This window comes from Streptomyces sp. NPDC002324 (assembly GCF_053593335.1).
This window is the reverse complement of the sequence record NZ_JBSFCF010000010.1, coordinates 116,893-137,296: the sequence shown is the minus strand read 5'-3', so window position 1 is coordinate 137,296 and position 20,404 is coordinate 116,893. Positions and strand designations below refer to the sequence as shown.

At 72.0% G+C, this 20,404-nt stretch carries 20 protein-coding genes; 7 read left to right on the top strand and 13 right to left on the bottom strand.

The genetic code is table 11. The annotated features are described in order from the left end of the window. Nucleotides 1–33: 33 nt before the first annotated feature. Together ACWCRJ_RS16215 and ACWCRJ_RS16210 are read left to right on the top strand one after the other, a co-directional pair. Nucleotides 34–1,362 carry a nicotinate phosphoribosyltransferase gene (locus tag ACWCRJ_RS16215; RefSeq protein ID WP_450939876.1) on the top strand — a complete coding sequence of 443 codons (1,329 nt, stop codon included), beginning with the start codon at nt 34–36 and terminating at the stop codon, nt 1,360–1,362. A 269-nt stretch (nt 1,363–1,631) separates the two neighbouring features. Further along, nucleotides 1,632–2,219 (top strand): isochorismatase family protein, encoded by a 588-nt coding sequence (locus ACWCRJ_RS16210; RefSeq protein ID WP_005486741.1) that lies wholly within the window; start codon nt 1,632–1,634, stop codon nt 2,217–2,219. A 21-nt stretch (nt 2,220–2,240) separates the two neighbouring features. Here the strand turns inward: ACWCRJ_RS16210 and ACWCRJ_RS16205 are convergent, their stop codons facing one another. Both ACWCRJ_RS16205 and ACWCRJ_RS16200 read right to left on the bottom strand, forming a co-directional pair. Next, the gene (locus ACWCRJ_RS16205) at nt 2,241–2,594 is read right to left on the bottom strand and encodes a hypothetical protein (RefSeq protein ID WP_450939875.1); all 354 of its coding nucleotides are present in this window, start codon (nt 2,592–2,594) and stop codon (nt 2,241–2,243) included. Nucleotides 2,595–2,717: 123 nt separating this feature from the next. Then, the gene (locus ACWCRJ_RS16200; RefSeq protein WP_450939874.1) at nt 2,718–5,072 is read right to left on the bottom strand and encodes an immune inhibitor A domain-containing protein; all 2,355 of its coding nucleotides are present in this window, start codon (nt 5,070–5,072) and stop codon (nt 2,718–2,720) included. A 466-nt stretch (nt 5,073–5,538) separates the two neighbouring features. On the opposite strand from ACWCRJ_RS16200, the gene ACWCRJ_RS16195 reads away from it, so the two are divergent. Then, entirely contained in the window at nt 5,539–5,826 is a 288-nt protein-coding gene (locus ACWCRJ_RS16195; protein WP_450939873.1) for a hypothetical protein, read from the top strand. A gap of 84 nt (nt 5,827–5,910) precedes the next feature. On the opposite strand, the gene ACWCRJ_RS16190 is transcribed toward ACWCRJ_RS16195, so the two are convergent. Then, complete coding sequence (locus ACWCRJ_RS16190) at nt 5,911–6,648, bottom strand: RDD family protein (protein WP_450939872.1); 738 nt, start codon at nt 6,646–6,648, stop codon at nt 5,911–5,913. 70 nt (nt 6,649–6,718) lie between these two features. Further along, on the bottom strand, nt 6,719–8,299 hold the full coding sequence (locus ACWCRJ_RS16185; protein WP_450939871.1) for an RDD family protein: 1,581 nt from the start codon (nt 8,297–8,299) through the stop codon (nt 6,719–6,721). Nucleotides 8,300–8,562: 263 nt separating this feature from the next. Here ACWCRJ_RS16185 and ACWCRJ_RS16180 point away from each other — a divergent pair, with 263 nt between their 5' ends. Continuing rightward, nucleotides 8,563–8,976 (top strand): SsgA family sporulation/cell division regulator, encoded by a 414-nt coding sequence (locus ACWCRJ_RS16180; protein WP_450939870.1) that lies wholly within the window; start codon nt 8,563–8,565, stop codon nt 8,974–8,976. Between the two features lie 22 nt (nt 8,977–8,998). Here ACWCRJ_RS16180 and ACWCRJ_RS16175 read toward each other — a convergent pair whose 3' ends face one another. After that, entirely contained in the window at nt 8,999–10,414 is a 1,416-nt protein-coding gene (locus ACWCRJ_RS16175; RefSeq protein WP_450939869.1) for an FAD-binding oxidoreductase, read from the bottom strand. A 92-nt stretch (nt 10,415–10,506) separates the two neighbouring features. Here ACWCRJ_RS16175 and ACWCRJ_RS16170 point away from each other — a divergent pair, with 92 nt between their 5' ends. Beyond that, the gene (locus ACWCRJ_RS16170) at nt 10,507–11,904 is read left to right on the top strand and encodes a tetratricopeptide repeat protein (protein ID WP_450939868.1); all 1,398 of its coding nucleotides are present in this window, start codon (nt 10,507–10,509) and stop codon (nt 11,902–11,904) included. Nucleotides 11,905–11,950: 46 nt separating this feature from the next. Here the strand turns inward: ACWCRJ_RS16170 and ACWCRJ_RS16165 are convergent, their stop codons facing one another. After that, the gene (locus ACWCRJ_RS16165; RefSeq protein WP_450939867.1) at nt 11,951–12,124 is read right to left on the bottom strand and encodes a hypothetical protein; all 174 of its coding nucleotides are present in this window, start codon (nt 12,122–12,124) and stop codon (nt 11,951–11,953) included. A 122-nt stretch (nt 12,125–12,246) separates the two neighbouring features. Here ACWCRJ_RS16165 and ACWCRJ_RS16160 point away from each other — a divergent pair, with 122 nt between their 5' ends. Continuing rightward, nucleotides 12,247–12,777 (top strand): Lrp/AsnC family transcriptional regulator, encoded by a 531-nt coding sequence (locus tag ACWCRJ_RS16160; protein ID WP_450939866.1) that lies wholly within the window; start codon nt 12,247–12,249, stop codon nt 12,775–12,777. Nucleotides 12,778–12,792: 15 nt separating this feature from the next. Here the strand turns inward: ACWCRJ_RS16160 and ACWCRJ_RS16155 are convergent, their stop codons facing one another. Further along, entirely contained in the window at nt 12,793–13,593 is an 801-nt protein-coding gene (locus ACWCRJ_RS16155; protein WP_450939865.1) for a S16 family serine protease, read from the bottom strand. A 116-nt stretch (nt 13,594–13,709) separates the two neighbouring features. Next, entirely contained in the window at nt 13,710–14,186 is a 477-nt protein-coding gene (locus ACWCRJ_RS16150; protein WP_450939864.1) for a MarR family winged helix-turn-helix transcriptional regulator, read from the bottom strand. Nucleotides 14,187–14,311: 125 nt separating this feature from the next. On the opposite strand from ACWCRJ_RS16150, the gene ACWCRJ_RS16145 reads away from it, so the two are divergent. Next, on the top strand, nt 14,312–15,223 hold the full coding sequence (locus ACWCRJ_RS16145) for an alpha/beta fold hydrolase (RefSeq protein WP_450939863.1): 912 nt from the start codon (nt 14,312–14,314) through the stop codon (nt 15,221–15,223). A gap of 59 nt (nt 15,224–15,282) precedes the next feature. On the opposite strand, the gene ACWCRJ_RS16140 is transcribed toward ACWCRJ_RS16145, so the two are convergent. The 5 genes from ACWCRJ_RS16140 to ACWCRJ_RS16120 form a co-directional block, all read right to left on the bottom strand. Further along, entirely contained in the window at nt 15,283–15,924 is a 642-nt protein-coding gene (locus ACWCRJ_RS16140) for an IclR family transcriptional regulator (protein WP_013003228.1), read from the bottom strand. Nucleotides 15,925–16,278: 354 nt separating this feature from the next. After that, complete coding sequence (locus tag ACWCRJ_RS16135; RefSeq protein ID WP_450939862.1) at nt 16,279–18,072, bottom strand: DEAD/DEAH box helicase; 1,794 nt, start codon at nt 18,070–18,072, stop codon at nt 16,279–16,281. A gap of 166 nt (nt 18,073–18,238) precedes the next feature. Then, nucleotides 18,239–18,619, bottom strand: a complete 381-nt coding sequence (locus tag ACWCRJ_RS16130; protein WP_450939861.1) for a type II toxin-antitoxin system death-on-curing family toxin — start codon at nt 18,617–18,619, stop codon at nt 18,239–18,241. After that, nucleotides 18,616–18,816 (bottom strand): ribbon-helix-helix protein, CopG family, encoded by a 201-nt coding sequence (locus ACWCRJ_RS16125; protein ID WP_037710693.1) that lies wholly within the window; start codon nt 18,814–18,816, stop codon nt 18,616–18,618. Before ACWCRJ_RS16125 ends, ACWCRJ_RS16130 begins: the two co-directional genes overlap by 4 nt. Nucleotides 18,817–18,841: 25 nt before the next feature. Further along, the gene (locus ACWCRJ_RS16120; RefSeq protein ID WP_450939860.1) at nt 18,842–20,350 is read right to left on the bottom strand and encodes an MFS transporter; all 1,509 of its coding nucleotides are present in this window, start codon (nt 20,348–20,350) and stop codon (nt 18,842–18,844) included. Nucleotides 20,351–20,404: the final 54 nt, after the last annotated feature.

Here is a 20,404-nt window from a genome sequence, read left to right as displayed (position 1 = left end):
CAGATTGACGAGATGGGAGTACGATCCCTTGCCATGAACACAGCGGACCTCGGTTTGCCGGTCGACGTCCCCTCGACCGCGCTCTTCACGGACCACTACGAACTCACGATGCTGCAGGCCGCCCTGAAGGCGGGTACGGCCGAGCGGCGCTCGGTGTTCGAGGTCTTCACACGGCGGCTGCCGGAGGGGCGCAGGTACGGCGTGCTGGCCGGCACCGGGCGGGTGCTGGACGCGGTCGAGAACTTCCGTTTCGACCCGGCCGTGCTCGGCTTCCTGCGCGAGCGCTCCATCGTCGACGCGCAGACCCTCGACTGGCTCGCCGGCTACCGCTTCACCGGAGACGTGTGGGGCTACCAGGAGGGCGAGGTGTACTTCGCGGGCTCGCCGGTCATCCGGGTCGAGGGCACCTTCGCCGAGTGCGTCCTCCTGGAGACCGTGATCCTCTCCATCCTCAACCACGACTCGGCGATCGCGGCCGCCGCCTCCCGGATGTCCAGCGCGGCCGGGGGGCGCCCGCTGATCGAGATGGGCGCCCGGCGCACGCACGAGCTGGCCGCCGTGGCCGCCTCGCGCGCCGCGTACGTCGGCGGCTTCACCTCCACCTCGGACCTGGCCGCCGGTTTCCGCTACGGCATCCCGACGGTCGGCACCAGCGCCCACGCCTTCACCCTGCTCCACGACCGCGAGCGGGACGCCTTCCAGGCCCAGGTGGACTCCCTCGGCCGGAACACCACGCTCCTCGTCGACACGTACGACGTCACCGAGGCCGTACGGACCGCCGTGGAGATCGCCGGGCCCGAGCTGGGCGCCGTGCGCATCGACTCCGGTGATCTGCTCCTCGTCGCCCACCGGGTCCGGCAGCAGCTGGACGAGCTGGGCGCGCGGGACACCCGGATCATCGTGACCTCGGACCTCGACGAGTACGCCATCGCCTCGCTGGCGGCGGCGCCGGTGGACGCGTACGGCGTCGGGACGCAGCTGGTGACCGGCTCCGGGCACCCCACCTGTTCGATGGTCTACAAGCTCGTCGCGAGGGCCGAGTCCGCGGACCCCACGGACCCGCTCGTGCCGGTGGCGAAGAGGTCCAGCGGCGGGAAGACGTCCATCGGGGGCCGCAAGTGGGCGGCCCGCCGGCTGGACGAGCACGGCGTCGCGCAGGCCGAGGTGATCGGCACCGGGCCGGTGCCCGAGGAGCTGCGGGAACATCAGCTCCTCGTCCCGCTGATCAAGGACGGCCGGGTGCTCTCCCGGGAGCCCTTGGACGTCGTACGCGACCGGCATGTGGCCGCCCGGGCGAACCTGCCGCTGTCGGCGACGCAGCTGTCGCGCGGGGAAGCGGTCCTTCCGACGGAGTACGTCTGATCCGTCCGCGGGCGCACACAGGGAGTGGGCCGGAGTGAACCTGTCCGGCACGCTCTCCCGCGAGCCCCCGAGCGCCCGCGTGTTCGGTTCGTGCTCCGGTCCGCGCACCGGGCGAGCGCCGGATGCCCCCTCCCGAACGGCTCCCGAAGTCTCTAGGCTCGGAAGTTCGTAGATGCGAAGCCCGGCGTTCGCGCTCCGGCGTTCGCGCTCCAGCCCTCGGCCGACCCCACCCACCCCGAAGCACCGAAGAGTCTAAGGACACCGACACCATGCGCCGCGCCTTGATCGTCGTCGACGTACAGAACGACTTCTGCGAGGGGGGCAGCCTCGCGGTGGCCGGTGGTGCCGATGTGGCCGCCGCCGTCACCGAGCTGATCGGCCAGGCGGCCGGCCCCGGCTACCAGCACGTGGTGGCCACCCGTGACCACCACATCGCGCCCGGTGGCCACTTCTCCGACAACCCCGACTACGTCCACTCCTGGCCCGCCCACTGTGTCGCCGGGACGGAGGGGGTCGGCTTCCACCCGAACTTCGCCCCCGTGATCGCCTCCGGCGCGGTCGACGCCGTCTTCGACAAGGGGGCGTACTCCGCGGCCTACAGCGGCTTCGAGGGCGCCGACGAGAACGGCGTGACCCTCGCGGAGTGGCTGCGCGCCCGTGACATCACCGAGGTCGACGTCGTCGGCATCGCCACGGACCACTGCGTACGGGCCACCGCCCTGGACGCCGCGCGGGAGGGCTTCCGCACCCAGGTGCTGCTGGACCTGACCGCCGGGGTGGCCGAGGAGACGACCGAGCGGGCCCTGGAGGAGCTGCGGGAGGCGGGCGTGGAGCTGTCGGGCAAGCCGGTGGTGTGACCCCCGGGGGCACCGCACGGGTCACACCGGCACCGTGGGCCTCCTCAGCAGCGCTCTGATCGGGTGCCACAGCTCCGGGGTCGTGGAGGCCGGGCAGACCGGTGAGGTGCGCCATATCAGGCCGTCGGGATGGTGCAGGACGGCCGTGATCTCGTCCGGGGTCGGGGGCGCCGCGTTGCCGCGGAGGTAGATCGCTCGCATGCCCAGGTTGCGCAGCCGGGTCAGGGCCCTGGCGCGGTTCGCGGCCAGGACGAGGACCCGTACGGCACCGTCGTCCTGCGGCACCCAGGTCGTACCCGGTGCCGCCGCCCCGGACAGGTTCAGGGCGACGACGACATTGCCGTCCGGCAGTTTGCAGAAACCTCCTGCGGCCATGCAGGTCACACCCCCGTGCGTGTCAGTGTCAATAAGAAAGCCACAGCACGCACCTAAACACGTCCGGCCGCGACCCGCCAAGGGGGTCGCGGCCGGACATGCTCTGACCTGCGGAAATGCGAGCTACTTCACCGCGGGGCCGACCTTGACCGACATCGTGGAGCCGTCCTCGGCCTCCTTGACGATCTCGATCTTGGTGTTGGTGTCAGTGATCTTGACACCGGCCAGCGGGGTGGCCGCGTCGTAGTAGGTGTTCGTCCGGTCGTTGAACACGGACACACCCGCCGACGACGGGATCGTCGTCAGGACGTCCGCCTTGTGCAGCTTCAGACCGTCCGTGCGGTAGAGGCTGAACGGCGAGTCGTAGGACTGGATCCGGCTGCGCATCACCGTACCGTCGGCCCACTTCAGCGCCGCCGGGTGCGAGTCGACCGGCAGGACCAGACCGGTGCCGGGGTGCTTGCTGGTGTTGTTGTCCGCCTGCGAGGTGTCCCACTTCCAGATCAACAGACCGTTCTGGTACGGGAAGTGCTCCACCCAGTCCGGACGCGTGGTCGAGAAGCCGAAGTTGTACGGGCCGACCTTCAGGGTCTCGTCGTACGACACGTACTGGCGGTTCTCGGCGATGTAGTACTGGGCGTAGTCCGAGGTGTAGTTCGCGCCCTTGCGGGTGAAGCCCTTGGCCGTCCAGGCGGCGTCGGCGCTCTCCGCGTCGTCGGAGAAGACGGTCGCCCCGTCGGCCGTGAGCGCGATGCGGTCGGCCGCGAAGCCCTTGAGGGCCAGGCCGCCGTCGGTCTGGTAGCGGAAGCGCAGGTCGAACTTCTTGCCCGCGTAGGCGTTCAGGGAGTACGACAGCTTCTTGTACGCGGCGGAGGAGCCGGTCAGCGCGGGCTTGCCGCTGGCGTCGCGCGGGATCGCCGCGCCGTCCACCGTGCCGTCGACGGCGGTCCAGTTGGCGCCGCCGTCGGTCGACACCTCGGTGTAGAGGTAGTCGAACTCGGCCTCGATGTCGTACCAGCCGTCGAGGGTGAGCGCGCCCGAGGACTTGCCCGTGAGGTCCACGGAACGGGTCAGCGTGTTGGAGAGGTTGTCACCGCTGCCGCTCCACCACTGGGTCGAGCCCTGCGCCGGAACGACGATCTCGGTGGAGACCTCCTTCTTCGGCAGCTCGACCACGAGGGCCTGCTTGTCCTTGGAGTTGTACTCCGCGACCCCGAGCTTGTGCCGCGACTTCGTCGCCGCCTTCGCCGTGTCGTAGTCCAGCCAGCCGAGCTGCAGCTTGTCCCATGCGGTCATGTCGCCGGGCAGGTCGCCGATGGCGTCCTTGCCGGTGCCGAGCCAGGAACCGGACGACATCAGCGTCCAGAAGCCGGTGGAGTTGTCGCCGCCGGCGGTGTCGTAGTGGTCCGGCAGACCGAGGTCGTGGCCGTACTCGTGGGCGTAGACACCGAGGCCGCCGTTCTCGGGCTGGACGGTGTAGTCGCCGACCCAGATGCCGGTGTCACCGATCTTGGCGCCGCCGAGCTTGTTACCGGCCGGGCCGGTCGCGCCCGCGTCGGTGCCGAACGCGTACCAGCGGTGGGCCCAGATGGCGTCCGTGCCCTGCGCGCCGCCGCCGGCGGACTCGTCCTCACCGGCGTGCACGACCTGGAAGTGGTCGATGTAGCCGTCGGGCTCGTTGAAGTCGCCGTCGCCGTCGAAGTCGTATCGGTCCCACTGGTCGAACTCGGCCACGTCCGCCTTGATCTCGGCGTCGGTGCGCCCCGCTGCCTTCTGCTGGGCGACCCAGGACGTGAGACCGTCGCTGACGATGTTCCACACGCTGGAGCAGTTGGTCTGGCCGCACTTGTTGTTGCCGTAGCGGGCCTCGTTGTACGGGACCTTGACCCAGTCGGAGACCTCGCCCTCGACCGAGTAGCGGCCCGAGGACTGCTTCTCGTAGTACTTCTTCACCGACTCGTCGTTCTTGCCGGTGCCGAAGTAGAGGTCCTGGAAGTACTTCTGGTCGTAGTCCGCCCGCCAGGCGGTGGAGTTGTCCTTGGCCCGGTCCGGCTTGGCGATCTGGTTGTGCAGCGGGCCGGCGGTGCCGCCGTAGCGGCTGTCGATCTGGTCGCCGAACTCGACGAGGATCGTGAAGATCTTGTCGGTCTTCTCGCGGCCGAGCTCGACGTACTTGCTCTTGCCCTTCTTGCTCTCCAGCTTCACAACCTGCGAGCCGTCACGGTCCTTGACCGTGGCGTCGCCGGATATGACCTGCTGCAGGGCCTCCTCGCGCTGGGCCTCCCGAGTTTTGCTCAGAGGTCCGTCGAGGTCGTGCTCGCCGGCGTGCTCGTGGTCCGCCGGGTCGTGCCGGTCCACAGCCGCCGCCGGTGCGCCGTCGGCGGCCTGCGCCACCGTGAGGGCCGACATGGTCGCCGCCGCAGTGGCGACCGCGACGCCGATGGCCGCAGCTCTGAACGTCCAGGGTCTACTGGTCACTTGAGGTCCTCCCCCGCGTCCGTTCGCGCGGAGGAGGATGGTCCTGTGTGGAGGAGTCCGCGCGCGGTATACGCGTGTAGTCAAGTGACGCCATTCGACCGGAGTTTCGAGATAAAAAACAGATCTTGACTTGGACAGGTCAAGTGCATTATCGATGTCTACGGGAAGCGCTTGTTCGTTATACGGCCGTTACGTCCACCACTCGCGCGCCGTCCGAACCGGCGCGCATATGCGCCGACTTGCCGGACGGCATGAACCCGTGCGCCCCCTGTGCCCCCGGCACCGTGTGTCAGGTCACGCTTACCCGTCGTTCCACTCGGGCACCCTGGCGAATAGAGTCGATTGGCGGAGCGCCGGAAGTCGGTGAATGCCAAGTCGACACCCCTGCTTCACCTTTGATTCGTATCCGCACCCTCCCCTTCATCCTGAGAGGCACGGGGAGACCCCACCCGAGGACACGATTGCCATGCCTCGTCCGACGACCGCACAGCTCGCCTACGGCTCCTGCACCGTGATCTTGTCCACACTCGCCATGCTGCTGCTGTCCCAGACGAGTTCCGGCGCGGGCATCGCGGTGATCGCCCTGGCCGCCCTGGCCCTGGGCCTGCTCGTCTCCCTGACCGTGCCGCAGCCCAAGCCCGCGCCCGGCGCCGCGGTGCCCCGCGCCCGCGCGTCCGCCGCTCCCGCACCGGCCTCCCCGGCCACGCGGTCCGAGGCGGTCCGTGAGCCGGTGCACGAGCGGACCGGCTCCTGAACCGGCACGCGGTGACCGTCTGCTGAAACGTCTCGGCGGGCCCGTGTGCCACGGACCCGCCGTCGTCGTTCGGGGACCGCGTGCTCAGGCGGTGCTGACCACCACCGTCTTGGCCGCCTTGTCGTGCAGACCCTGCTTGTAGGGCTTGTCGAAGAAGCTCCAGCCACCCGCGATCGCCGTCCAGACGCAGGCGCAGCAGAAGGCGAAGGGGATCCACAGCACGGCCGCGCGGATCAGCGCGGTCTGCGTGGAGGGCGTGGACCCGTCGTCGAGGTCGGCCACCCGCAGTTTCAGCAGCTTCTTGCCGAGGGTCTGGCCGTTCCTGACGGTGAAGAACGTGTCGTACGCGATGTAGAGGACCGCCGCGAGCGCCTCCTGGGCCAGGGACCTGCCGAACTCGAAGTCGTCCGAGTCCACCGTGTACTGGCTGATCCTGAACGCCCACGCCAGCAGCCCCACCACGATCCCCACCAGGATCATGTCGATGATCCGCGCCAGCACCCGCTTCCCGCTGTCGGCGAGCGGCGGCATGCCCCAGAGCGGATCGTTGGGGTACTGCCCGCCGCCGTAGGGATCGCCGCCGTAGGGCGGGGGCTGGCTCCCGTACGGCGGCGGCTGGTTGCCGTAGGGCGGGGGCTGGCTCCCGTACGGCGGCGGCTGGTTGCCGTAGGGCGGTTGCTGCCCGCCCCCGTCCGGCGGCGGCTGCCCGGGCGGCGGGTCGTACGGGGAGCCGCCGCCCTGGTGCGGCGGGGGCGGCTGCTTCCTGAACCGGTCGTTGTCCGGGGACTGACCGGAGCCGAAGGGCGGCGGTTCGGTACTCATGGCCCGAGTCGACCGCGAACCCCCCGGCTCCGCATCCGGCACGGGGCCGTACGGAGTACGGCCGTGCGCGCTACCTGCCCGCCACGAAGGTGTGCGCCGTCTTGTCGTGCCAGCACTGACGCCACGGCTTGTCCCACACGCACCACAGGACGCCGATCACGCCGATGCCGAGCAGCCCGGAGACGGTGTGGACGAGCCAGCGCCGCAGGGAGCGCCCGAACGACGGGGGTTCGTGGCCCTCGATGTCCCGGACGTCGAGCCCGAACAGCTTCTTGCCGAGGGTGCGCCCCCATCGGGCGGTGGGCAGCACCTCGTAGAGGGCGCTGACGAGGAACAGGACACCGAGGACGATGCCCAGGTAGACGGAGGTCGTGCCGTCGACCAGCCAGACCGTGACCCGCTCGCCGGAGAGCCTGGCCGCGTCGATCTTCTCGTCGATGTGGTCCATCGCCTTGGTGCCGAACGGCACGGCGGCCGCGGCCGTGACGGTGCCGACGACCAGGCTGTCCACGAGCCGGGCGGCGAGCCGTCTGCCGAGCCCCGCGGGCCTTGCCTCCGCCTGCCGCCGCGCCACCGCCTGGAAGGGGTCCTCCACCACCGGCTTCCACGGCGCGACCGGCTGCTCGTCCTCGCCCCCGGCCAGCCGGTGCACCTGCTGTGCCCAGGAGGGCTGCCCGCCGCCGAACCCGACGGCCATGGGGGTCTCGGCCGCCTGGCGGGCGGCGGCCTGCTGGGGTACGCCGGGCGTGGACGGGGCGATCTGCGGATCGACGACGGCCGGTGCGGTCTGCGGGGCCTGCTGCGGGAAGGCGTCGCCGAACCGGGGCTGCTGCGGCTCCGCCGACGACGGGGCCGGAGCCACCGGGGCGGCCGGGGCGGCCGCCGCCGGTGCGGTGCCCGGCTGCGGGCCCTGCTGCGCGGGCGGCGGCCCCGGCTGGGGGCCGGACGCAGAGGACGTGGCGGACTGCGGGGCGAGACCCAGTGCCTGCTGGGCGGCGACCTGGGCGGGAGTCAGGGGCGAGCCGAAAGGCGCGGGGGACGCGGGCGCGCCCCCGTCGGACTGCGGGGGTTCCGCGCTCTCGGCGGTCCGCGGCCCCCCGGACGGGGCCGGGCGGCGGAACACCACCGTGCCCGGGGTGGCCCCGGCGTCCTCGTCGGTGTCCGCCGGCGGGATCGTCGCCGTACCGTCCGTGCTCGCCGTACGCCCGGGGTCACCGCCGTCGGCGGGGACGCCCGCGTCCGCCGCGAGGGGGACCCTGGGGTCACGCGGGTCCGGGACGGAGGCCGAACCCCAGGACACCCGGCGGTCCTTGTCGCCGCCGAAGCCGGTCTGGCGGGAGCGGTCGGCGCCCCACGCGGAGGCGGGCTCGGGGCGGGAGCCGTGCAGGGCGTTGTCGGAGGCCGGGCGGCCCTGTTCCCCGTCGGACGCGGGGTCCTCGTCGAAGAAGTGCGGGCCCGTCTCCTCCACGGCGCCGGACGGGCCGGAGCCGGACGGCGGGGCGATCGGCCTGCCGTCGGAGGGAGCCGGACGGCTCGTACCCGGCACCCAGGCCGCGCCGTTCCAGTACCGGACATATCCAGGAATGGACGGGTCCGGGTAATACCCTTCGCGGGGCCTGTCGTCACCGGGGGCCGGGGTTGGGGCGCTCATGTCCGTCGTCCCGTATCTGCTCGTGGGTTTGGTGGAGGCGTCCAGATCTACCAGACGCCGGCCCGGTCCATGACCGCTGCCTCCGGACCCGCCCCATTCACGCACGGATCTGCTACGGGCCCGCGAGGGCGCCGGTCACCGGGAGCCGGCCGCTGGACCCGTCGGAAAAAGTTCCGCGAACCCGCGTAATGCGCGGGGGTCCTCGCCCCTCTCACTCGTACGGGCCCGCGCACAGGGCCCGCCACGAGAGAGGAACGATCACCATGCGGCACACCGTCGTGGAGCGCGAACTGGAGCTGGGACTCGTCCTGTCGCCCGAGCGCAGCATCCCCGTACCGGCCAAGCTCGTCTTCCGCAGCGACGACCCGTACGCCGTCCACATCACCTTCCACATCAACTCCGACCGCCCGGTGAACTGGACGTTCGCCCGGGAGCTGCTGGTGGAGGGGGTGTTCCGGCCGTGCGGGCACGGGGACGTGCGGGTGTGGCCGACGAAGGTGTCGGGCCGGAGCGTCGTGCTGATGGCACTCAGCTCGCCGGACGGGGACGCGCTGCTGGAGGCACCGGCCGCCGCCGTGTCGGCCTGGCTGGAGCGGACCCTGCGGGTGGTGCCGCCGGGTGCGGAGTTCGACATGCTGCGGATCGACGACGGCCTGGCGGAACTCCTCGCCCGGTGAGGGGTGGCGGAGGGGGCGCGGGTCAGAACAGCTTGCCCGGGTTGAGGATGCCCAGCGGGTCGAAGGCGGACTTCACCGCCCGCTGCATCTCCGTCCCCACCGGGCCGAGTTCCCGCGCCAGCCACTCCTTCTTGAGGATGCCCACACCGTGTTCGCCGGTGATCGTGCCCCCGAGTTCCAGGCCGAGGGCCATGATCTCGTCGAAGGACTCGCGGGCGCGCCGGGACTCGTCGGGGTCCGTGGCGTCGAAACAGACGGTGGGGTGGGTGTTGCCGTCGCCGGCGTGCGCGCAGACCCCGATGGTCAGGTCGTACTTCCCGGCGACGCGTTCCACGCCCTCGATCAGCTCGCCGAGCTTCGAGCGCGGCACGCACACGTCGTCGATCATCGTCGTGCCCTTCACCGCCTCCAGGGCGGTGAGCGACATCCGCCGTGCCTGGAGGAGCAGTTCGGACTCGGCCGCGTCGTCCGCCGGGACGACCTGGGTGGCGCCCGCGGCCTCGCACAGCGCCCCCACGGCGGCGAGGTCGGCGGCCGGGTCCGGGGTGTCGAAGGCGGCGAGGAGCAGTGCCTCGGTGGTCTCGGGCAGGCCCATGTGCCCGAGGTCGTTGACGGCCTTCACCGTCGTACGGTCCATGAGTTCGAGCAGTGAGGGGACGTGCCCGCCGGCCATGATCCGGCACACCGCGTCGCACGCGGCGGCGGCCGACGCGAACTCCGCCGCCAGCACCAGTTGGCGCGGTGGCTGCGGCTTCAGGGCGAGGATCGCCCGTACGACGACACCGAGCGAGCCCTCGGAGCCGACGAAGAGCCGGGTGAGGTCGTAGCCGGCGACGCCCTTCGCGGTGCGCCGGCCGGTGGACATCAGCCGTCCGTCGGCGAGCACGACGTCCAGGCCGAGGACGTACTCGGCGGTCACCCCGTACTTCACACAGCACAGGCCGCCGGAGGCCGTGCCGATGTTGCCGCCGATCGTGCACATCTCCCAGCTGGAGGGGTCCGGCGGGTAGAAGAGACCGTGTTCGTTGACCGCGCGGGAGAGCGTCGCGTTGACCACACCGGGTTCGACGACGGCGACGCGGTCGACCGGGTTGATCTCCAGGATCCGGTCCATCCTGGTCAGGGACAGGGCGATACACCCCTCGGAGGCGTTGGCCCCGCCGGACAGACCGGTGCGGGCGCCCTGGGGGACGACCGGCACACGCAGTTCGGTGGCGACGCGCATGACGTGCTGGACCTGTTCGACGGTCCGGGGCAGCACGACGACCGCCGGGACGCCCGCCTCGCAGAAGCTCGCCATGTCGTTGGCGTACGAGGCCGTGACATCGGGATCGACGAGGACCGCCTCCGTGGGCAGTCCGCTCAGCAGACGGTCGACGAGGTCGCCGGTCGTCTCGGCGTCTTCGATGAGCGGGGCTTCGCTACGGCTCATGATCACAGGGTCGCATCCACGGCCATCGGTGTGAACCCGTCGACACGAGCCATCGGGAGTACGGGATGTGCTCGTCGTATTGACGCACAGTGAGCGGCATGTCTGTGGAGAACGAGGTGCGGGCGGCGCTGCGCCGGGTCGCCGGGTGGGCCCAGGGTCCGGGTCGGGGGCGGGGAGTGGCCGGGGCCGTCGTCGGGTGCCTGGTGCTCGGAGGGGTGCTGATGGTGGTGCCGCCGGACGGGGGTGACGGTGGTGGCGGGCGGGCGGCCCGGGTGGTGGGCGCGGCCGGGCCCGAGGGGCGCCCGGCGGGGGCCGCGCTCCTCGCCGGGCTGCCCGTCGCGCCGGCCGAGATCGCGGCGAACGTGCGGGAACACGAGGCCCGGGTGCGCGCCCGTCCGCGTGATCACGCCTCCTGGGCGGTGCTCGGCGTGGCGTACACCGAGCGGGCCCGGCGGACCGGCCGTGTCGCCGACTACCCGAGGGCCGAACGCGCCCTGCGGACCTCGCTGCGGCTCCGGCCCACCGGCAACGCGGCCGCCCTCGAAGGCCTGACCGCTCTCGCGAACGCCCGCCGCGACTTCCGGACGGCGCAGCGCTGGGGCGAGAAGGCCGTACGGGTGGCGCCGGCGCGCTGGACCTCGTACGCGCTGCTCGTCGACGCGTACGACGGGCTCGGCCGGTACAAGGCGGCCCGCGCGAGCCTGGACCGGATGCTCGCCCTCCACTCCGGCCCGGCGGCCCGGGCGCGGGCCGCACGGGTCTACTGGGACCAGGGGGCGCGTGAGGACGCGGCCACGGCGATCTCGGACGCGGCGGCCTCGGAGACGACGCCGGCGGGGCCGTCGGCCGCGGGCGCCGCGTGGTGGACGCTGGCCGGGGAGCTGGCGTGGGAGCGGGGAGAGGCGGAGGAGTCGCTGCGGTACTGCGAGGCCGCCCGGAGCGAGCCGGACGCCGACGCCTGCCGGGGGCGGGCGCTGGCCGCGCTGGGGCGGCCGGCGGAGGGGGTGCGGGCGTACCGGACCGCGCTGTCGCGGCGGCCTTCGGCGGAGGTCGCGCTACGGCTGGGCGAGTTGCTGGAGTCGCTGGGGCGGCGCAGGGAGGCACGCGAGCAGTACGGCGTGGTGCGTGCGCTGGTGGCACGGTCCGCCGCGGCCGGGGTCGACGTGTCGCTCGTCCTGGGCGCGCTGGAGGCGGAGCACGGCGATCCGGAGGTGGCCGTGCGGGTGCTGCGGGCCGAGTGGGATCGTCAGCCGGGGTTGCGGGTGGCCGATGCGCTCGGGTGGGCGTTGCATCGGGCCGGCGAGGACGGGGAGGCGCTGGGGTTCGCCCGGCGGGCGACGGATCGGGCGCGGGGTGGGGAGGCGCGGAGTGCGGCCCGCGCGTATCACCGGGGGGTGATCGAGCAGGCGCTGGGGCTGGCGGCGCCCGCGCGGCGGCATCTGGCGGAGGCGCGGCGGCTGAACCCGTACCTCGCGATGGGCGGGCGTCTCGGGTGAGGGGGTGGGGGTGGGGGTGCGGGTGCGGGTGCGGGTCCGGGTTTCGTCAGCGGGTGCGGGTGCGTGGGGGCTGGTCGCGCAGTTCCCCGCGCCCCTGAAGGACACGGCCCTGCGGGCCTGAGAAGCATGGGGCGCAGCCCAGCTCTTCCCCCGCGCTGTCAGGGTCCGCCTGCCGGGCGGTGCCGGGGACGCGCCGGGTGTGCGCGGGGGTGGCTGCCATGGCCGCAGGCTCCTCCGTGCCCGCAAGGTGCGCAACACTTCGGGTTCACGCAGGACAATCTGTGCACGGCAGGACCCATGCACCTGCTTGTTCTGTGCAGGGTGACCATCCGGGGAGGTCTGATGGCGATCGATCATCTGGACGGGCGGCTGATCGTCCTGCTCGCGCGGGAGCCGCGGATCGGGGTGCTGGAGATGTCACGGCGGCTGGGGGTCGCGCGGGGCACGGTGCAGGCCCGGCTGGACCGGCTCCAGTCGCACGGCGTCATCCGCGGGTTCGGGCCCGAGGTCGATCCGGCCGCGCTCGGCTATCCGGTCACCGCGTTCGCGACGCTGCAGATCAGACAGGGACAGGGAGCCGACGTACGGGCCCACCTGGCGACCGTCCCGGAGGTGCTGGAGCTGCACACGACGACCGGCAGCGGGGACATGCTGTGCCGGCTCGTGGCACGTTCGAACGCCGATCTCCAGCGGGTCATCGACCGGGTCGTCGGCATCGACGGCATCGTCCGGGCCGCCACGGCGATCGTCATGGAGAACCCCGTTCCGCTGCGGATCATCCCGCTGGTGGAGCAGGCGGCGCAGGCGGCACAGGCGGCTCACCAGGTGGCCTCGGACCCGACGGCGGAGGAAGGGTTCGGGGGGACGGGGTGAGGACGAAGCCGCCGTTCAGCAGCTGGGGACCTTGCCCCTGCCCGTCTCCAGCGCCACGAGCGAGCCGACCGTGCCCTTCAGCGTCGTCACCGGGATGAGCCGCAGCCCCTTGGGCAGTTCGCTCTGCGCGTCGGCGCACTCGGCCTTGGGGACGAGGAAGACGGTCGCGCCGTCGCGACGGGCCGCCTGGGTCTTGAGCGCGACCCCGCCGACGGGACCGACCCGGCCGGCGGCGTCGATGGTCCCCGTACCGGCGATGACACGGCCGCCCGTGAGGTCGCCGCCGCTGCCGTCGCCGTCGAGCTTGTCGACGATGCCGAGGGAGAACAGCAGCCCCGCGCTGGGGCCGCCGACATCGGCGAGGCGCAGGGTGACCTCGATGTCGCCGGAGTCCTCGCCGAGGTAGGCGAGCGCCGCCTCGGTGGCCGTGTCCTGGGACTCCTTCATCTCGGCCTCGTTGTGTTTCTGGATCTCCTCGGTGGTGTCGCCGCTGGGGTAGACCGCCTCGCGCGGCATGACGGCCTGGTCCGTGCGGAACCAGCCGTCGAGCACGTCGCCGAGTCCGACGCGGGTGTCCGGTCCGGTCGCCTCGATCGTCGTCATCCGCAGCTGCCCGCTGGTCTTCCGGGCCTCCGCGCCGCTGATCGTGATCACCGGGTCCCCCTTGTTCTCGCCCAGCACGTTCGCCGTCATCCCCGGCTGCGCCACGGAGAACGGCAACGGCGCGAACACCGCCGTGGCGAGCAGCCCCACCACGGGAAGGGCGCAGACGGCTACGGCCACGGGACGCGAAAGGCTGGAGAGACGAGAGAGCACGGGGTCAATCTAACGTGAGGCCGGTTCCGGCCAGGGGGCGGTCGGCCGAGGGCTGAGCCGACGACGGGGGGGGCCGGTGGCTGGTGTGCCGATGGACCGGCCGTGGACCGTGGGGCTCAGTTGACGTCCACGTCCTCGAAGAGCGCGAGGAGTCGCGTCAGCACCCGTACGCAGGCGTCGATGTCGGCGCCGGTCAGGTCGTCGCCCGCCTGCCGCAGCAGCACACGCTCCCGGGCGACCAGCGCGTCGACGGCCGCCCGGCCGGTGTCGGTCAGCCGGATCAGGGAGGACCGCTGGTGCGCGGGGTTCGGGACGGCCTCGACGAGGTCCCGGCCCGCCGCCTCGTTGACCATGCGCTGCACGAACTGCCTGCTCAGCGCCAGCGTCCGGCCCATCTGCGGCACGGTCATGGGTTGCCCGCCCATGCGCAACAGCTCCAGGACGGCGCGTACGCCGACGGGGAACCCCTCCTTGCGTTCCTTCAGCTCCAGCGCACGGGTCGTCCGCCGGTAGAGGGGGCCGAGGACGGCGAACACCTCGGACAGCCGTCCGGCGAGCAGGTCGGGCGGCAGCGGCTCATCGTTCTCTGTCACGGGGGTCACGGGGGTCACGGGGCCATTCTCCGTTCTTCGCCACGGGGCGGTCACCTCCGCACTCCACACCCTCCATGATGACAACCTGGTTGTCATCATGGGATCAACATGACACCCTAGTTGTCATGACCGAGACTTCGCAGGTCACCCTGCGCACGTTCGCGTCCGACGACGGCCCGCTCGCCTATCAGGACGTCGGTTCGGGCCCCCCGCTGGTGCTGCTGCACGGCGGCTTCACGGACCACCGCATGTGGCGCGATCTGGTGCCCGCCCTCGCGGCCGGCCACCGGGTCATCGCCCCGGACGCGCGAGGGCACGGCGCCTCCGCCAACGCGAGCGGGCCGTTCCGGTTCACCGACGACCTCGCCGCGCTGCTGCGCCACCTGGACACCGGCCCGGCGATCCTGGTCGGCCTGTCGATGGGCGGCGGCACCGCCGTCGACACGGCACTGGAACATCCGGGGCTCGTACGCGCCCTCGTCGTCAGCGGCGTCGGGACCAGCGAACCCGAGTTCACGGACCCGTGGACCAAGGACAGCACCGCCCGGTACTACGGCGCGCTGATGTCGGGCGACATCGAGGGGTGGCTGGACATCGTCGGCGAGACCGTCGCGGGACCGCACCGCACGGTCGACGACGTGGACCCCGAGATCGTGCGGCGCGTCCGGGAGATGAGCCGTGCGACCGCCGCCAAGCACACCCTCGGCGAGACGGACTGGCACGTCCCGGTGACCGACACCTGGGCCCGCGCCGCCACCATCGCCGTCCCCGTCCTCGCCGTCAACGGCGCCCTGGACGCCCCCGACCTCATCGCCATGGCCGAGCGCCTGACCAGGACGGTCGCGGGCGAGGGCCGGGCCGTCTCGATCGAGGGCACGGCCCACTACCCCAACATGGAGCAGCCGGAGGCCTTCACCGACCATCTGCTGGACTGGCTGAGCACACTGGACGACCGGAGCGACCGGACCGACAAGACCGACCGGAGCGACAAGACCGGAAAGGCAGGAAAGGCCGGCCGGATCAGCCGGACCGGCTGAAGGAGGAGAGGGGCAGCACGGCGGGTCCCCGTCACCCTCCACGCGTCACCCTCCACGCGTCACCGCAGCGCGTCGGCCACCTCTCGGGCCGCGTCCATGACACGCGGCCCAACCCGCTCCGGCACCGCGTCCGCCAGCATGACGACACCCACGCTGCCCTCGACCCCGGTCACCCCGAGCAGCGGCGCGGCGGCCCCGCTGGCCCCCGCCTCCAGTTCGCCGTGCGTGAGCGTGTACCCGGGCCAGTCCCCCGGCTGCTGCCGGCCCGACAGGATCGCGCGCCCCGCGGCCCCCCGGTCCAGCGAGTGCCGGAAGCCGGCCCGGTACGCCACGTGGTAGTCCGTCCAGGTCGGCTCGACGACCGCGACGGCCAGCGCCTCGGTCCCGTCGACGAGGGTGAGATGGGCAGTGGCCCCTATGTCCTCGGCCAGCGACCGCAACGCGGGCAGCGCGGCCTCCCGCACCAGGGGGTGCACCTGCCGCCCGAGCCGCAGCACGCCCAGCCCGACCCGGGCACGTCCGCCCAGGTCACGGCGGACGAGGGAGTGCTGCTCCAGGGTGGCGAGCAGGCGGTACACGACGGTTCGGTTGACCCCGAGCTTGTTGGACAGCTCGGTGACGGTCAGTCCGTGATCGGTGTCGGCCAGCAGCTTGAGGACACGCAGTCCCCGGTCGAGTGTCTGAGAGGTCTCCGCGGTCACGACACCCACTCCTTCTTGGGTGAGGCGGCGACCCCTGTCACGGCTGATGCGTCACCGGTCCCGTCGGTGTCGCGCCACAGAGGCCGCCGATCGGCTGAACCCGGATGATCCGGGCGGAGTCGCTTCACGGCTGCGCTCCGCGGCGGCGCTGCCACGGGGCGTGTGCGTAGCGGGACAGTAGACGAGCCGGTTCGCTGAGCGGAAGACTCCGTCCAGAATCCGGGCAGTGACCGGTACGGACTACTTGTATTTGTCGCGAAATGTGCGGGCGCACCAGCGCAGAGCGCACGCCGGTACAGGACCTGCAGAGCGCACTCCGTGGGACCGGCCCTCGGAGCGCGCTCCGAGGGCCGGCTACTTCATCCGGGTGGCCCACTCCTGCACCTTGGCGATGCGCTGCCGCAGCTGCCCGGCCGTGGCCTCGGCGCTCGGCGGTCCGCCGCACACCCGCCGTACCTCGGTGTGGATGACGCCGTGCGGCTTGCCGCACTGGTGGGAGTACGCGCCGACCATGCCGTTGAGCTGTTTGCGCAGCTCCAGCAGTTCCTTGTGGGTGACGACGGGCCGCCGGTCGGCGGGCAGCTCCACCAGGTCGGCCTCGGCGTCCGGCTTCTTGCGGCTGTGCGCGATCTGCCGCGCCTGTCGCTTCTGGAGCAGCAGCTGCACCTGGTCCGGCTCCAGCAGACCCGGGATGCCGAGGTAGTCCTGCTCCTCCTCGCTCCCGGGGTGCGCCTGCATGCCGAACTCGGCGCCGTTGTACATGACCCGGTCGAACACGGCGTCCGACTCCAGCGCCTCGAACGGCAGCATGTCCTGGTCGCCGGTGTCCTCGTCCTGCTCCCGCTCCGCCTCCGCGAGGAGTTTGTCCTCCTCGGCGTACGGGTCCTCCTCGCCCTCCTTCTTCGGCTTGTCGAGGGCGTGGTCCCGCTCCACCTCCATCTCGTTGGCGAAGGTGAGCAGGTCGGGGATGGTCGGCAGGAACACGGACGCGGTCTCGCCGCGCCGCCGGGACCGTACGAAGCGTCCGACGGCCTGGGCGAAGAAGAGCGGGGTGGAGATGGTGGTGGCGTAGACCCCCACGGCCAGCCGGGGCACGTCGACACCCTCGGACACCATCCGCACGGCGACCATCCAGCGGTCGGTGCCGTGAGCGAACTCGTCGATACGGTTCGAGGCACCCGAGTCGTCGGAGAGGACGACCGTCGCGCTCGTCCCCGTGATCTCGCGGATCAGCTTGGCGTAGGCGCGGGCGGAGTCCTGGTCGGTGGCGATGACGAGGGCGCCGGCGTCCGGGATGGCCTTCCTGACCTCGGTGAGCCGCTGGTCGGCGGCGCGCAGCACGCTCGGCATCCACTCGCCGCGCGGATCGAGGGCCGTACGCCAGGCCTGACTGACCGCGTCCTTGGTCATGGGTTCGCCGAGACGGGCCTCGATCTCGTCGCCCGCCTTGGTCCGCCAGCGCATGTTGCCGCTGTAGGAGAGGAAGATGACGGGCCGCACGACGTTGTCGGCGAGCGCGTTGCCGTAGCCGTAGGTGTAGTCGGCGGACGACCGCCGGATCCCGTCCGCCCCCTCCTCGTACGTCACGAACGGGATGGGGTTGGTGTCGGAGCGGAAGGGCGTGCCGGTGAGGGCGAGCCGCCGGGTGGCGGGCTCGAAGGCCTCCAGGCACGCCTCACCCCAGGACTTGCTGTCACCGGCGTGGTGGATCTCGTCGAGGATGACGAGGGTCTTGCGCTGCTCGCTGCGGTTGCGGTGCAGCATCGGTCGTACGCCCACACCCGCGTACGTGATCGCGACGCCGTCGTACTCCTTGCTGAGCGGTCCCGCGCTGTACTCCGGGTCCAGCTTGATCCCTATCCGTGCCGCGGCCTCGGCCCACTGCTTCTTCAGATGCTCGGTGGGCGCCACGACCGTCACCTGCTGCACGACGTGGTGGTGCAGCAGCCAGGACGCGAGCGTCAGCGCGAAGGTCGTCTTCCCGGCGCCCGGGGTCGCGACCGCCAGGAAGTCCCGCGGCTGCTCCTGGATGTACCGCTCCATCGCCCCCTGCTGCCAGGCACGCAGCTTGCTGGCGGTACCCCAGGGGGCGCGGCCGGGGAAGGCGGGAGAGAGGTGGTGGTTCGAGGAGGTGGCGGTGGTAGTCACGGTCTCCGGTCTGGGGGTCGAGCGGCAGGTGGCAGCCCCGGGCGACTCGCGCGGCGACGCGGACACCCCGGCTACGTATGACAACCGGGCCACCCTACCGGCGCCCCGGTCGCGTCCACGCGCGAACTGCGCCGGGCCGCCCGGGGATGGGACCGAGGTCACATCCCTACTCGGCCAGGTCCCGCAGCACCTCGGAAATGGCCTTGACCTCGTCGAGGTCACCGGTCGAGACGCCGATGACCAGGCGCTCCGCCGTGTCGATGTCCGGCCGCAACTGCACCTCGTTCATCGCGAGGAAGACGACACAGGACACCCAGGCCGTGCGCTTGTTCCCGTCGAGGAAGGGGTGGTTGATCGCCAGCGACTGCAGGAGTGCGGCCGCTTTGTCGAACAGGTCGGCGTACGCCTCCTGCCCGAACATCGCAGCCGACGGGCGGTGCACGGCGGACTCCAGCAGACCGGCGTCGCGCACCACGACGACCTGGTCATCGACCGCGTGTTCGGCGATGGCCAGGACGTCCTCGGCCGTCAGGTAGACACAGCTCACTTCAGCCGCTCCAGCAGCTCGGCCCACTTGACGGTCTGCTCCTTGGCGGCCTTACGGACCAGTGCCTCGTGGGCCGTTCTGGCCAGGTAGTCGTCCACGGCCCGCAGCAGTATCGCGTGCATGCTGGTGCCCTCCTCCTCGGCGCGCAGCTTCAGGGCTTCGGTCTGGTCGTCGCGGAGACGCAGGTTCATGGCCATACCAAAACGGTACCACCGCATGGGGTCACATTGGTACCAGGTCGCGCCGACCGGCCCGCAGCCGCGTGGTCACCCACGCCCCCACCAGCGCCACCCCCGCCATCGGCAGGAACACCGCGACGAAGGCCGCCGGGTGGGAGGCGGTGCCGGCGGCCGTGGTGGCCGTATGGCCGACCGCGCCGCCACCCAGCGCGGCGAAGGCGGCGCCGCCCGCCGCGAGGAGCAGCGCGTTGGTGAGGCCGTCGGAGATCTGGAGCGCGGCGGAGTTGGTCCCCGCCTCCTCGGGGGCGGACAGCTGGAGCAGAAGAACGCCGGTGGAGGAGATGACGAGCCCCATCCCGAAGCACCCGAAGGCCCACGCGACGGCCACGGTCCACACCGGGACGGAGTCGACCAGCACCCCCGGCAGCGTGGTGATCGCCGCCGCGACCAGCAGCATCCCCATCGTCATCAGCCGCTCCCGGTACGGCTCCACGCGCGCCCGCGCCTGCACCCAGGACCCCAGCGCCCAGGTCGCCCCGCCCGCCGCGAGCGAGAACCCGGCGAGTGTCGGCGACAGACCCCGCTGGGTGACCAGCATCAAGGGCACGAACGACTCGGCCGCCACGAACGACCCCGCCGCGACCCCGCGCAGCAGCACCACCGACGGCAGCCCCCGCACCGCCCGGTACGTCCCGCGCGGCAGCAGCCCCAGCACCGCCGGTACCAGCAGCCCGGCCCCCGCGACCGCCGGAACGGTCGACCACCACCGCAGGTCCTGAGCCGCGTACTGCAACAGCCCGGCGCCGAGCGAGATCCCGAGGGCGAGCCGGATGCGACGACCGCCGAAGACGGAGGCGGGGGTGGACGTCGAGGAGGAGTCGGCCGGCGCCGCTCCCCGCGTCCGCACCGGCCCGGAGGCCCTGCGCCGTATCTGCGGCAGCGCCAGCCCCAGCGGCAGCAGGACGAGAACCGGGATGCCCAGGAACACCCAGCGCCAGCCCAGCTGTTCCGTCACCGCGCCCGAGGCGAGCGGGCCGACCACGGACGGGACGACCCAGCTCGCCGCGAAGGCCGCCATGATCGACGGCCTCAACCGCTCCGGGTACGCGCGCCCGACCACCACGTACAGCGCGACGATCACCAGTCCGCCGCCGAGCCCCTGCACGGCCCGACCGAGGACGAACAGCCACATCGCCCCGGCGGTCCCCGACAGCACCAGCCCCACGGCGAAGGCACCGATCCCCGCGGTCAGCGACCCCAACGGCCCCCGGTGATCAGCCCATTGGCCCGCCAGCACCATCCCGAACAGGCTGGTCGTGAAGTACGCCGAGAACGCGAACCCGTACGCCGAGATCCCGTCCAGCTCCCGCGCCGCGACCGGCATGGCGGTGCCGACCGCCATCGCCTCGAACGCGATCAGCAGCACGACCGACACGATCCCGACACTGAGCCCTCGGTGGGAGCGGCTCAGCAGACCGTCCGCGTCGTCGGGGGCTGCGGGCGGGGCGGAGTTCGGCGTGACGCCCGTGTCACGCGCCTCGGAGTCGGCCATGCCCGCCAGCGTAAGGGGCACCACCGACATACGCCCCTGTCCGAAGTCCCCCAC